The organism is Enterobacter sp. DNB-S2, from assembly GCF_019443845.1.
Taxonomy (GTDB): domain Bacteria; phylum Pseudomonadota; class Gammaproteobacteria; order Enterobacterales; family Enterobacteriaceae; genus Enterobacter; species Enterobacter asburiae_B.
In genome coordinates this window covers 1335032-1347991 of the sequence record NZ_CP050520.1, presented here as the reverse complement: position 1 = coordinate 1347991, position 12960 = coordinate 1335032, and the positions used below count along the sequence as shown (strand labels likewise).

Annotated in this window: 14 protein-coding genes and 3 tRNA genes; 8 read left to right on the top strand and 9 right to left on the bottom strand. The window is 55.0% G+C overall.

Annotated features, from left to right (window positions below; all coding sequences use genetic code 11):
* Positions 1–66: 66 nt before the first annotated feature.
* Positions 67–1614, top strand: a complete 1548-nt coding sequence (locus HB664_RS06380) for a YjjI family glycine radical enzyme (protein WP_219940505.1) — start codon at positions 67–69, stop codon at positions 1612–1614.
* Positions 1589–2449, top strand: a complete 861-nt coding sequence (locus tag HB664_RS06375) for a YjjW family glycine radical enzyme activase (protein ID WP_219940504.1) — start codon at positions 1589–1591, stop codon at positions 2447–2449. Before HB664_RS06380 ends, HB664_RS06375 begins: the two co-directional genes overlap by 26 nt.
* On the opposite strand, the gene HB664_RS06370 is transcribed toward HB664_RS06375, so the two are convergent.
* The 8 genes from HB664_RS06370 to HB664_RS06335 all read right to left on the bottom strand — a co-directional run bounded on the left by HB664_RS06370 (position 2444) and on the right by HB664_RS06335 (position 8805).
* Positions 2444–3226, bottom strand: a complete 783-nt coding sequence (locus HB664_RS06370) for a TatD family hydrolase (protein WP_219940503.1) — start codon at positions 3224–3226, stop codon at positions 2444–2446. The two genes, HB664_RS06375 and HB664_RS06370, sit on opposite strands and share 6 nt — an antisense overlap.
* Complete coding sequence (locus HB664_RS06365; protein WP_048979045.1) at positions 3223–4275, bottom strand: patatin family protein; 1053 nt, start codon at positions 4273–4275, stop codon at positions 3223–3225. Before HB664_RS06365 ends, HB664_RS06370 begins: the two co-directional genes overlap by 4 nt.
* A 120-nt stretch (positions 4276–4395) precedes the next feature.
* Positions 4396–4557, bottom strand: coding sequence for a DUF1328 domain-containing protein (locus HB664_RS06360; RefSeq protein WP_003856556.1), 162 nt, complete (start codon positions 4555–4557; stop codon positions 4396–4398).
* 127 nt (positions 4558–4684) lie between these two features.
* Positions 4685–5302 (bottom strand): molecular chaperone OsmY, encoded by a 618-nt coding sequence (osmY, locus tag HB664_RS06355; RefSeq protein WP_069303640.1) that lies wholly within the window; start codon positions 5300–5302, stop codon positions 4685–4687.
* A gap of 299 nt (positions 5303–5601) precedes the next feature.
* Positions 5602–7191, bottom strand: a complete 1590-nt coding sequence (gene prfC / locus HB664_RS06350) for a peptide chain release factor 3 (RefSeq protein WP_087823447.1) — start codon at positions 7189–7191, stop codon at positions 5602–5604.
* Between the two features lie 91 nt (positions 7192–7282).
* The gene (gene yjjG, locus HB664_RS06345; protein ID WP_039260913.1) at positions 7283–7960 is read right to left on the bottom strand and encodes a pyrimidine 5'-nucleotidase; all 678 of its coding nucleotides are present in this window, start codon (positions 7958–7960) and stop codon (positions 7283–7285) included.
* A 19-nt stretch (positions 7961–7979) separates the two neighbouring features.
* Entirely contained in the window at positions 7980–8423 is a 444-nt protein-coding gene (gene rimI, locus HB664_RS06340) for a ribosomal protein S18-alanine N-acetyltransferase (RefSeq protein WP_063441028.1), read from the bottom strand.
* Positions 8392–8805, bottom strand: coding sequence for a DNA polymerase III subunit psi (locus tag HB664_RS06335; RefSeq protein ID WP_033144572.1), 414 nt, complete (start codon positions 8803–8805; stop codon positions 8392–8394). Before HB664_RS06335 ends, rimI begins: the two co-directional genes overlap by 32 nt.
* A 102-nt stretch (positions 8806–8907) precedes the next feature.
* Between HB664_RS06335 and rsmC the strand changes: the two genes are divergently transcribed.
* The 4 genes from rsmC (at position 8908) to HB664_RS06315 (ending at position 10429) form a co-directional block, all read left to right on the top strand.
* The gene (gene rsmC, locus HB664_RS06330) at positions 8908–9936 is read left to right on the top strand and encodes a 16S rRNA (guanine(1207)-N(2))-methyltransferase RsmC (protein WP_029740018.1); all 1029 of its coding nucleotides are present in this window, start codon (positions 8908–8910) and stop codon (positions 9934–9936) included.
* Between the two features lie 172 nt (positions 9937–10108).
* Positions 10109–10195: transfer RNA gene (locus HB664_RS06325), tRNA-Leu, on the top strand.
* Between the two features lie 28 nt (positions 10196–10223).
* Positions 10224–10310 (top strand) — tRNA-Leu (locus HB664_RS06320).
* 33 nt (positions 10311–10343) lie between these two features.
* Positions 10344–10429, top strand: a tRNA-Leu gene (locus tag HB664_RS06315).
* Between the two features lie 41 nt (positions 10430–10470).
* Here the strand turns inward: HB664_RS06315 and HB664_RS06310 are convergent.
* Positions 10471–10740 carry a DUF1435 domain-containing protein gene (locus HB664_RS06310; RefSeq protein WP_032660829.1) on the bottom strand — a complete coding sequence of 90 codons (270 nt, stop codon included), beginning with the start codon at positions 10738–10740 and terminating at the stop codon, positions 10471–10473.
* A 215-nt stretch (positions 10741–10955) separates the two neighbouring features.
* On the opposite strand from HB664_RS06310, the gene HB664_RS06305 reads away from it, so the two are divergent.
* On the top strand, positions 10956–12020 hold the full coding sequence (locus HB664_RS06305; protein WP_047060227.1) for a diguanylate cyclase: 1065 nt from the start codon (positions 10956–10958) through the stop codon (positions 12018–12020).
* A gap of 95 nt (positions 12021–12115) precedes the next feature.
* Positions 12116–12904 (top strand): siderophore-iron reductase FhuF, encoded by a 789-nt coding sequence (fhuF, locus tag HB664_RS06300; RefSeq protein WP_219940502.1) that lies wholly within the window; start codon positions 12116–12118, stop codon positions 12902–12904.
* Positions 12905–12960 lie beyond the last annotated feature (56 nt).

The window sequence follows — 12960 nt, the reverse complement described above, 5'->3', positions numbered from 1 at the left end:
AAAAGCCCCGACAGGCTGGCTTCCTACAATCCGTTCATCATCCGCAGAACACTCAAGGAAGCGACTATGCCCCACTCCAGCCCCGACGCCCTGCAACAACGTTGCCAGCACATTGTCACAAGCCCGGTGTTAACCCCGGAACAAAAACGTCATTTTCTGGCGCTGGAAGCGGAAAACAACCTGCCTTACCTGGCACTTCCTGAGGCCGCACGAGCCGCACTGGACGAAGGGTTTATCTGCGACATGTTCGAAGGCCATTCGCCTTACAAACCCCGTTACGTTCTGCCGGATTACGCAAAATTTCTGGCTAACGGTTCAGCGTGGCTGGAGCTGGAAGGCGCGAAAGATCTCGACGACGCCCTCTCGCTGTTAACCATCCTCTACCATCATGTTCCGTCCGTCACATCGATGCCGGTCTATCTCGGTCAGCTTGATGCGATATTGACCCCATATGTTAGAATTCTAACACAAGAAGAGATCGATAGCCGAATAAAACGTTTCTGGCGCTATCTCGACCGTACGCTGCCGGATGCGTTTATGCACGCAAACATCGGGCCTGAAGATACGCCAGTCACGCGCGCCATTCTGCGTGCCGATGCAGAGCTGAAGCAGGTCGCGCCGAACCTGACCTTTATCTACGATCCCGATATCACCCCAGATGATTTGCTGCTTGAGGTGGCGAAAAACATTTGTGAATGCAGCAAACCGCATATTTCTAATGGCCCGATGAATGATAAAATTTTCACAAAAGGCCGTTATGGTGTGGTGAGCTGTTACAACTCCCTGCCGCTTGCAGGCGGTGGCAGCACCCTGGTGCGCCTTAACCTCAAAGCCATTGCTGAACGCAGCGCATCCATTGACGACTTCTTCACCCGCACGCTCCCGCACTACTGCCAGCAGCAAATTGCCATCATCGATGCACGCTGCGGTTTCCTTTACGAGCAATCTGGCTTCTTTGAGAATAGCTTCCTGGTAAAAGAGGGGCTGATTGATGCGGAACGGTTTGTACCCATGTTTGGCATGTACGGCCTGGCGGAAGCGGTAAACGCGCTCTGTGAGAAAGCAGGAATAGCGGGACGCTACGGAAAGGATGAACAGGCCAACGCGCTGGGCTATCGCATCAGCGAACAGCTTGCAGCGTTCGTTGAAAGCACGCCGGTGAAGCACGGCTGGAAGCTTCGCGCGATGCTTCACGCGCAGTCGGGGGTCAGTTCCGATTCGGGCACCACGCCGGGCGCGCGCCTGCCTTACGGCGACGAGCCGGATCCCATCAGCCATCTGCTGGCCGTTGCGCCGCATCACAAACACTATCACTCCGGAATCAGCGATATTCTCACCCTGGAGGAGACGGTCAAACGCAACCCGCAGGCGGTGGTTCAGCTTTGCCTGGGCGCGTTCAGGGCCGGTATGCGTGAATTTACCGCCAACGTAGCGGGTAACGATCTGGTCCGCGTGACCGGCTACATGGTTCGCTTGTCGGATCTGGAGAAATACCGGGAAGCCGGATCGCGCACCAATACCACGTGGCTGGGGGAAGAGGCCGCACGCAATACCCGTATTCTGGAACGTCAGCCGCGCGTGGTTAGCCATGAACAGCAGATGCGCTTTAGTTAGTCAGGTCATTCCTTTTTCCTGCGTGGACGGGCCGGGCAGCCGCCTGGCGCTGTTCCTGCAGGGCTGCAACCTGCGCTGTAAAACCTGCCACAACCCGTGGACGATCGGCCGCTGCAACGACTGCGGGGACTGCGTGCCCCACTGCCCGCACGACGCGCTGACGATTCAGGCCGGACGCGTCTGGTGGCAGGAGAGTGACTGCCAGCAGTGCGACACCTGCCTGCACCTGTGCCAGCTGCAGGCAACGCCTATGGCGCACCGCTTCAGCGTGGAAGAGATCCTCACTCAGGTCCGCAAATCCGCACCGTTTATCGAAGGGATCACCGTCAGCGGCGGCGAAGCCACAACGCAATTGCCGTTTTTGATTGCTCTGTTCACCACGATCAAAGCCGATCCCGCCCTGCGTCACCTCACCTGCCTGGTAGACAGCAACGGTCTGTTAAGCGAAACCGGCTGGCAAAAGCTGCTGCCGGTACTGGATGGCGCAATGCTGGATCTGAAGGCGTGGGGGAACGAGCATCACCGTTTCCTGACCGGACGCGAAAACCCACAGATTAAGCAGAGCATCCGCTGGCTGGCAGATCGTCACCGTTTGACGGAACTCCGCCTGCTGGTGATTCCGGAGCAGTGTGATTATCTGGAACATCTCAAACCGCTAACGACCTTTATCCACGGGCTTGGAAATGTTCCGGTACGCATCAACGCGTTTCATGCGCAGGGCGTTTACGGTGAGGCGGCCTCATGGCGCAGCGCCACGCCCGAGGACGTTGAACCGCTGGCGCGGGCGCTGGAAAAACAGAAGATAACGGTGATTCGTCCGGCACTTTACCTATAGCGTGATGCCAAATACCGAACGGGTATTTTCCAGCAGCGCATCGGCAATCACCTCTTCAGGCTCTTTTCGCAGTTCACACAGGGTGGTGAACACGCGCGCCGCCTGTTCCGGGCGATTCGGCTGGCCCTGAAAACCATTCAGCGGCATATCCGGCGCGTCGGTTTCCAGCAGAAGCGCCGACAGCGGCAGCTGTGCCATCACGTCCCGGGTTTTACTGGCGCGCGGATAGGTGATGGTGCCACCGACGCCGATTTTATAGCCCAGTTCAATAAAACGCTGCGCCTGCTGCAGGCTGCCGGAGAAACCGTGCACGACCCCCTTTCGCGGCAGATCGATGCGTTTCAGGTGCATCGCCAGCTTATCGTGCGTGCGTCTTGAGTGGAGGATCACCGGCAGATCGTGGCGCTTCGCCAGCCTGAGCTGCGCGTCGAGGATCGTCTGCTGGCGCTCAAACTGCGGATCCTCACGATAAAGATCGAGGCCGATCTCACCGATGGCGACAAGTTTGTTTCCTGCGGTCTGCACGACCTCATCAAGCCTCTCAATGTGCTCATCAAGATGCCGCTCAATCACAATCGGATGCAGGCCGAGCGCGGCATAGAGCGCTGGGTGCCGCATGGAAAGATCCAACACCCGGGAAAAATAGGCCGCTTCCACTGCCGGCACAATGATGGCCTGAACCCCTGCCTCAGCTGCTTTCGCTATGCTTTGCGCTTCATCCCCCGTAAATGGCGGAAAATCAAAGTGGCAGTGGGTATCGACAAAGCGGAGCGTCACGCCAGATCCTCGTTATCCAGTAAAGCGTCATTCGCCTGCGGAATATCCACCAGCGGCATCGTCAGGGCGTCGTTGGCGACAATCGCAGGCGGCAAAATAATGCGTTTATGGCGATGAAGCGGCGGTTGCTCCGCCAGCATTTTCCCCACCGTCGCCAGGAAATAGCGCCCGCACAGCCGCCCCGTTTTGTAATCCATGCGCAGCGCAGGGACGCGGCTGCCCAGGGCCATGCTCAGCAGCGGCTTAGGCGGATAGATTTCAAAAATACGCAGCTTGCCCGGCGGTTTTTCAATGAAGCGCTGCATCGCGCCGTAGGTGGTTTCATGCTGCTTCGCGATGTTCACCAGCGGCTGCAGGCTGCTGTCGCCCAACCAGCGCTCCATCCGTTTGAACCACTGGGGCGTGTAATACATTTGCGACGGTACGGTACGGATCACCACAATGGTTTTCGCCCCGCGCCGGGCGGCTTCCTGCACCGGCACCGCGTCACTGATCCCCCCGTCCAGATAGCTAATGCCGTCCAGCAGGGCACCGGTACGATAAAAGCCGGGGATCGCGCTGGAGGCGCGGATGATGTCCAGCCAGTTCTCCTTCTGAGGAGAAAAATAGCCCGGCGAATAGTCATCGCCCCGGCTGGCGCACATCCAGAACTCTTTGCCGCTATCAAACAGACGGGCAGCGGTATCCATGGCCAGCGGCATCTGGCTGGAGGTCGATTCCAGCAGCCAGTCAAGATCGATCAGGTTGCCGCCGCGCACAAAGCGCACCGGATTAAAAAATTCTTTCGCCGTGGTGTAGCGCATGATGACCTTTCGCGCGTAGCCGGGCTGGTTACACACATAGGCAGAGAGGTTCTGCGCCCCGGCAGAGGTGCCGAAGTAAAGGTCAAACGGGTTGAACTGCGCGCGCATAAATTCATCCAGCACGCCGGCGGTGAAAATGCCGCGCTGCCCTCCCCCCTCGCAAACCAGTGCGAGTTGTCCTGCGCGAAACGGCTTTAACGTCAGCGGCGCAATATTGCCGAGCGTAACGGGAATTCGTTGCCCCACCTCTGCTTTCCTGTTTTGATTATTTTATAACACCACAGTAACGCACCCGACCTGTTACGCAAATAAGAAAAAGCCAGTCACAGTGACTGGCTTTTTTTTGTTGAAGGAATATTGCGTTTGCTACGGACGTCTACGACCCGTAAACAGGCTGACCAGGAACAGAATAATACCCACAACGAAGACAATTTTAGCTGCCCATGCCGCTGTACCTGCCAGTCCACCAAAGCCCAATGCGGCGGCAATTAACGCGATAACCAGAAATATAATGCCCCAACGAAACATAAGCTTCTCCTTTACCATAGTTAATGTCGGCCGCTAAACGTGAGCGCTCAGGTCACTCACCGGCGTTTTTCCAGAGTCGTTCTTATTTCGCCCGCAGGTTTTAACCAGACGGGCGAATGGTCCAGATTTACTTCGTTTTCAGATCGTTTTTAACGCTTTTCACACCGTCAATCGCTTTCGCGATGGACTCGGCGCGTTCACTTTGCGCCTGCGAATCTACCGTACCGGAGAGCTGAACCACACCATCGGTGGTTTCCACTTTCACCTTGCGGGACGGCACGATGTCATCTGCTAAAAGTTTAGCTTTGATTTCGCTGGTGGTGGCTGCATCACCGGCATAACCTTTCACCGACGCGTTTTTACCGTCACGTACGTGCAGCTTATCGCTGACGGACGCAACGCCTTCAACGCCTTTCGCGACTTTCACCGCCTGTTCGGCCTGAGCCTGGCTTTCCACGAAGCCGCTCAGCGTGACCACTTTCTTGTCGGTCTTAACGGAAATATCGGTACTTTTGATGGCTTCATCATCCACCAGTGCGGCTTTCACTTTTGCTGTGATTGAGCTGTCGTCCATGAAGTTGCCGACTTTATTCATAGAGCTATCGATTTTTTGCCCTGCGGTATCGGCCGTGGACTGGGCTTTATCCATTGTGCTGCTTTCCGCCAGAGCGGAACCGCTCATCAGAACGCTACCCAGGGTTACAGCCAGCAGAGTTTTCGAAATCTTCAGTCTTGTCATATTCATCGATCTATTCCTGTGTTTACCCGTTATTCGGGCTACATACTTCCTTAGTAGTTTTATATATTGCGAATAAACACACGGGCAAAATGGATAACCTAAAGTCATGCATTGAACAGTTAATTTATCCACGCCCGGTGTTAAACACTGAGTTAAATATAGATCACTCTCACAGAGCCGCTTTCAGAATTGGGTAAAAAACGCGCGAATAGCGTGAAATTGCGTTGAATTAAGAACATTCCGCAAGGGATTAATAAGACAGGAATTAAAGAAGAGCACGGCGGCAGCCGTGCTCTGAGAGGGGATTAGTGCTCGCGGGTTTTACGGAACTGAACGTCAGGGTAACGTTCCTGCGTCAGGTTCAGGTTCACCATGGTTGGCGCGATATAGGTCAGGTTATCGCCGCCATCCAGCGCCAGCTGAATTTCGTTCTTACGCTTAAATTCTTCGAATTTCTTCACGTCAGAACACTCAACCCAGCGCGCGGTCGCGACGTTCACAGACTCGTAAATCGCTTCCACGTTGTACTCGCTCTTCAGACGCGCAACAACCACGTCGAACTGCAGCACGCCGACCGCACCCACGATCAGGTCGTTGTTCGCGATTGGGCGGAACACCTGCACGGCGCCCTCTTCGGAGAGCTGAACCAGGCCTTTCAGCAGCTGTTTCTGCTTCAGCGGATCGCGCAGACGAATACGACGGAACAGCTCCGGTGCGAAGTTCGGAATACCGGTGAACTTCATCATTTCACCCTGGGTGAAGGTATCGCCGATCTGAATCGTGCCGTGGTTGTGCAGACCGATGATGTCGCCCGGATACGCCTCTTCAACGTGCGAACGGTCGCCCGCCATAAAGGTCAGCGCATCGGAGATCACCACGTCTTTACCGGTACGCACCTGGCGCAGCTTCATGCCCTTTTCATACTTACCGGACACCACGCGCATAAAGGCCACGCGGTCGCGGTGTTTCGGGTCCATGTTGGCCTGAATTTTGAACACGAAGCCGGTGAATTTCTCTTCCTTCGCTTCCACTTCACGGGTGTCGGTTTTACGCGGCATCGGACGCGGCGCCCACTCCACCAGACCGTCCAGCATGTGGTCAACGCCGAAGTTACCCAGCGCGGTACCGAAGAAGACCGGGGTGATTTCACCGCTCAGGAACAGCTCTTTATCGAACTCGTGAGACGCCCCCTTCACCAGCTCCAGCTCGTCGCGCAGCTGCGCGGCCAGCTCTTCGCCGACTGCCGCGTCCAGCTCAGGGTTATCCAGACCTTTCACCACGCGAACTTCCTGAATGGTGTGGCCTTTACCGGTCTGATACAGGTAGGTTTCGTCTTTATAGAGGTGATACACCCCTTTGAACAGCTTACCGCAGCCAATTGGCCAGGTGATTGGCGCACAGGCGATTTTCAGCTCGCTTTCCACTTCGTCCATCACCTCCATCGGGTCACGGATGTCACGGTCGAGTTTGTTCATAAAGGTGAGGATCGGCGTATCGCGCAGACGGGTGACTTCCATCAGCTTACGGGTCCGGTCTTCTACACCTTTCGCGGCGTCGATCACCATCAGACAGCAGTCCACCGCCGTCAGGGTACGGTAGGTATCTTCGGAGAAGTCTTCGTGGCCCGGGGTGTCCAGCAGGTTCACGAGGCAGTCGTGATACGGGAACTGCATCACGGAGGTGGTAATCGAAATACCACGCTGCTTTTCCATCTCCATCCAGTCAGATTTTGCATGCTGGCTGGAGCCACGGCCTTTAACGGTACCGGCAGTCTGGATCGCCTGTCCGAACAGCAACACCTTCTCAGTGATGGTCGTTTTACCGGCATCCGGGTGCGAGATAATGGCAAAAGTGCGGCGCTTGGCCACCTCTTGCAGATAAGGAGACAACGTCATAATTAAATCTTCTTTTATAAGCGCGGCAGCACGCCACGCATCATGGAATACAAAATTGCGGCTATTTTACCCATCAATGGGGGGCAGGCAATCATTGTTTACACAGGAGTTGCTCCAGTTCGTTCAACGACGTCACGGTCCAGGTCGGCTCGATGCCTTCAGGCTTCACGCGGCCATGCGCGTTGAGCCAGACGGTCGACAAACCTGACTTCATGCCGCCCAGGATATCTGACTCTGCCGTATCACCCACCATCAGGACGCGATCGCGGTCAGGATGACCGGCCTGGGCCAGCGCGTAGTCGAAAATACGCGGATCCGGTTTAGGTACGCCCACCTCTTCGGAGATCACCAGCGCGTCGAAATGATCGCGCAGGCCGGTACGCTCGAGGCGGATCTGCTGCAGGGCAGTAAAACCGTTGGTGATGATCCCCAGTTTGACCTTGCCTTTCAACGCATTCAGCAGGGAAACCGCACCCGGCAGTGGCGCACAGATATCGGCCATCGCGTTCAGGAAGGCATCGTTCAGCGTTCCCGGACTGACCTTTAAGCGTTCCGCCCAGACGTCAAAACGCTGGTGCTGAAGCTGTAACGCGGTGATGGCACCGTTCTGGTAATCCACCCACAGCGGCTTGTTTACCGCCTGATAGTCCTGAAAATCTTCAGCGGTGAAGGTCACGCTATAGTCGAGAAACATCCGCTGCAGGCCGCCGAACGAGTCAAACGTAAACAGCGTTTCGTCGGCATCAAAGAAAATCCAGTCCCATTTCATCGTTACAACCTTATATTCGTTATCCAATCGGCAGAGCCATTATGATGGCGTCTTCACGTCCCTCTGCGGTGGGGTAGTAGTTACGGCGGACTGTCGCCTCGTTAAAGCCTAAGCTTTCATAGAGTGCGATGGCGGCGACATTCGACGCGCGCACCTCCAGCCACAGGGTGAAAACGTCACGGGTTTCGAGCTCACGGATGAGGTGCTCGAGCAGTTCTCTTCCCAGCCCACGGCGCTGGAACGCGGGATCAACCGCAATATTAAACAGCGTCGCTTCATCAAGAACAACCTGCGTGATCGCGAAGGCGGCCATGGTGCCGTCAACATCCAGACGGTAGTTCAGATACCGTTCGCCCTGATTGCTGGCGAAGGTTTTTTCGCTCCACGGAAAGGCGTGGGCGCGTGTTTCAATCGCAAACGCTGTGGTCAGGTCAGGCGTCGTGAGGGAAGAAATCGTGTTCATATTCGCAGATTTGTTGCCATAGCGCGCTGCGCGCTTTTGGGTTGGCTTTCAGTTCGTCCAGCGCTGGCGAGCAGATCTGGCTCCCCTGGAGGGGGATCTCGTTTGTCTCTCCGATACGCCAGCTGTTACAGCGGCTATCAGGAGGAAGCATCGCGACACGCTCTGGCGTCAGCTGTAAAACCTGGTCGGCCGTCATCTTCAGGCTGCGAAGGACATCATCGATCAGGGGTTCATTCAGGGCAGGCAGTTCTTCCGCCACCATCACCAGGCGTACGTGCGCAGGGATGGAAATGGCGATTTCGCCCTGCAACGCCGTCGGGCGACGCAAAGCCCACTGGGTAATGCCCAGCTGCTGCAACTGCCAGTCTCGTCGGGATGTCATAGGGAAAACTCCTGTCTCTCAGGCGCGCAAATATAGCAAATGTGTCGAAAGTGCGCCATCTACCTACTATAATCCCCGCCTGAGTTTATTGAGGAACAATTCATGTCTGCATTTACCCCGGCAAGTGAAGTCTTGCTGCGTCACAGTGATGATTTCGAAGAAAGCCGTATTCTGTTTGCCGGAGATATGCAGGATGACCTGCCTGCGCGTTTCGACTGTGCTGAAAGCCGTGCCCACACCCAATACTACCACCACTGGCAGGTGCTGAGCCGCCAGATGGGCGAGCGCGCGCGCTTTAGCCTGGTGGCGGAGCAGAGCGATATCGCCGACTGCGATACGCTGATCTACTACTGGCCGAAGAACAAGCCTGAAGCCCAGTTCCAGCTGATGAACCTGCTCTCCCTGCTGCCGGTCGGCTGCGATATTTTCGTGGTGGGTGAGAACCGCAGCGGCGTGCGTAGCGCTGAACAGATGCTGGAAGGCTACGCGCCGCTGAATAAAGTCGACAGCGCACGCCGCTGTGGTCTGTATCATGGCCGTCTGGAAAAACAGACAACGTTCGATCCACAGGCATACTGGGACGAGTACCAGCTTGACGGCCTGACCATCAAAACCCTGCCGGGCGTATTCAGCCGCGACGCGCTGGATACGGGCAGCAAGCTGCTGCTCTCCACCCTGACGCCGCACACCAAAGGCAAAGTGCTGGACGTGGGCTGCGGCGCGGGCGTGCTCTCTACCGTGCTCGCCAGCCATTCACCCAAAGTGCGCTTAACCCTCTGTGACGTGAGCGCCCCGGCTGTTGAAGCCAGCCGCGCAACGCTTGCCGCAAACGGCATTGAAGGCGAGGTGATTGCCAGCAACGTCTTCTCCGACGTCACCGGTCGCTTCGACATGATTATCTCCAACCCGCCGTTCCACGACGGCATGGAGACCAGCCTGGAAGCGGCGCAAACGCTGATCCGCGGCGCAACCCGTCATCTGAACAGCGGCGGCGAGCTGCGTATTGTCGCGAACGCCTTCCTGGCGTACCCGAAAGTGCTGGACGAAACCTTCGGCTTCCACGAAGTGATCGCCCAGACCGGCCGCTTTAAGGTCTACCGTACCGTCATGACGCGCCAGGCCAAAAAGTAATCTCCGCTCCAGCAGGCCGGATAAGCACAAGCGCCATCCGGCTCCGCATAGCGCCTGCATCGGCCATTTTTGCAGCAATCAAGGCGTCGCGCGCACTTTTCTGTTGACGTAAAGCTGAAAACATCTAGAATGCGCCTCCGTGGTTACGATACTTTTACAGTATCGATGGTATGCGAAGGTGGCGGAATTGGTAGACGCGCTAGCTTCAGGTGTTAGTGTCCTTACGGATGTGGGGGTTCGAGTCCCCCCCCTCGCACCATAAATCACAATGATATTGCTCGCACTGGGCGAAGGTGGCGGAATTGGTAGACGCGCTAGCTTCAGGTGTTAGTGTCCTTACGGATGTGGGGGTTCGAGTCCCCCCCCTCGCACCAACGAGGCGATATCAAAAATAGTAAGATGACTGTGCGAAGGTGGCGGAATTGGTAGACGCGCTAGCTTCAGGTGTTAGTGTCCTTAGGATGTGGGGGTTCGAGTCCCCCCCCTCGCACCAATTATCTTACATCCCTTCTGAAGTTCCTCTTGTTTTCTCTGTTATTTCAAACTCATCAGTATCACCAGAATTCCACTGACCAGTGCTACGCATGATGGCAGTAAAACAAAGTGGCGCAGCTGCTTATGCCAGATCATGCCTGACGTGACTAACAGTCCTGACACAATGATCGCTTTCCAGGTATCAAGGGAGAGATCGGCAAACATCAACCCGCCGAGAATGGCTCCCGGTAGCAATACCCCCCAACCACTGCCAAGCGCCCTGTTCAACATGATCTGCCCTCTCACAACGATAATGATAACCAATATCATATGACATACATTATCATTTGTCAGCTGAATGAATCAAAATCCATCGACCTTTACCTTTCCCGTAATGACAGGAATTGCCTAAGGTGATAAATTGCACACCTGTTAACAACATCTAAAGATTTTCTGATAATTACTCTTTGAGTTTTTTGCATGTTTTATTGCGAAACGGCACCTACTTATTTGTTTTAATTAAATTTTAATAAAAACGCACGACTATGACATCACAATCCTGGCGGTCTTTGGTTCACAGAAAATATCAATTGTCGTTACGTTTATTTTTATTTCTGAACGCAACCTCGGCAGTGTTCTCGGTAACAAATCCGCTCAATTCTGTACGCCTGTTATCTGCCCCACTTATTGCTATTTTCTCCATCAGCACCGGCCTGTTCGTCTGGCACTGGAGAAAGCGCGCGCGGAAGATAAATATTCCCGTTGTTTCAGGGATCTTCGGTATTTTGTGGGCCTGGCAAATTGAGTCTAAATTCGCCTTAATTACCCACGACCACGCGACGTATTTGTTAATCGCTCTATTAACAGTACTTTTTATCGGAACGCTGGCATTCGCGAGTAATATCAAAGCATTTACGCTGCACTCATTGCCCACCTTTATTGTCTGCCTGTGGCTAAGCGATCACGATATATGGCTGAGAATGACCTATTCTTTCGCACTTCCTGTGGTGGCAATTGCTATTCATAACATTTTGCAAACGCGTAACGACCGTTTCGCTCAGGAATTGCTCTCGCGCCTGTTGGAAGAGCGAGAAACCCTTACCGATCTCAGCATGATGGACCCGCTTACCGGGCTCTATAATCGTCGCGGTCTGCAAAGCCGTCTGGAGAACCTGCCGACGGTAGAAAATGGCGAGCACTTTGTCCTGCTGATGGATATCGATCACTTCAAAGCCTATAACGACCACTATGGCCATATGATGGGCGACCAGGCGCTGAAGCGCGTCTCTGCGGCAATCCGCGACGCCGTGCGTTCTCGCGATATTGTGGCGCGTTTTGGCGGAGAAGAGTTCATGGTGCTGCTGACCAATATTTCACTCGAACATGCTCGCCAGACGGCCGAGCGGATCCGTCAGAAAGTCTACGATTTGAAAATCCCGCATCTGTTTAACGAGAGTGTCGCGACAAACGTCACCATCAGCATTGGTATTGCCATTTTCGAGGATGAAGACGTGGAAGGCGCGCTGGAAAAAGCGGACAAAGCCCTCTACGAAGCAAAGCATATGGGGCGCAATAACATTCTGTTAAGTGAAGAGCTGCAGACGGCATAAACATCACGGCGGTGTCTTAAAGACAAAAGTCTTGCCATTGATATGAGCAATAGTTAGGATTGGCAATCATTATCATTTAGATTTCTATCTATACTATGGCTACGCATACCGCACACATCGTCGAACCCCTCCTCTGGCGAGCGCCCCTCACCAGCGGGAATGCTTCGCTTGCGGATGCCATACGGGATAAGATTGCGGAGACGCGCGCCCACCTGCTGAACTTTATCCGCCTTGATGAAGCGCACCCGAACCACGCCATGACGCTCTCAGAGTGGCGTCAACCGACAAAACTGCAGTCGCTGCTGGCCACCTATTCCGACCATATCTATCGCAATCAGCCCACTCTTACGCGGGAAAATAAACCACTGCTCTCTCTTTGGGCGCAGTGGTATATCGGGCTGATGGTGCCTCCCCTCATGCTGGCGCTGTTAACCCAGAAGAGCATGCTGGAACTCTCGCCGGATAATTTCCACGTCGAGTTTCACGAAACCGGGCGCGCAGCCTGTTTCTGGATTGATCTGCACGAAGATCAGAACGCGGAACGCCTGACGGCTCAGGAACGCATGGAGCAGCTTATCACCCAGGCCCTGATCCCGGTCGTGGACGCGCTTGAAGCGACGGGAGAAATTAACGCGAAGCTTATCTGGAGCAATACGGGCTATTTAATCCACTGGTATTTAACGGAAATGAAGCCTCTGCTTGGTGATGAGAACGTTGATGCCCTGCGTCAGTCCTGTTTCTTTGCAAAACAGCTTTCCGATGGCCGTGACAACCCGTTATTCCGTACCGTCGTGCTCCGTGATGGGCTTCTGGTTCGCCGCACATGCTGCCAGCGCTATCGCCTGCCAGACGTTAAGCAGTGCGGGGATTGCACGCTGAAATAATCGGCCACGGCCTGATGCCCTCACCCTGCCCCTCTCCCACAGGGAGAGGGAACAAA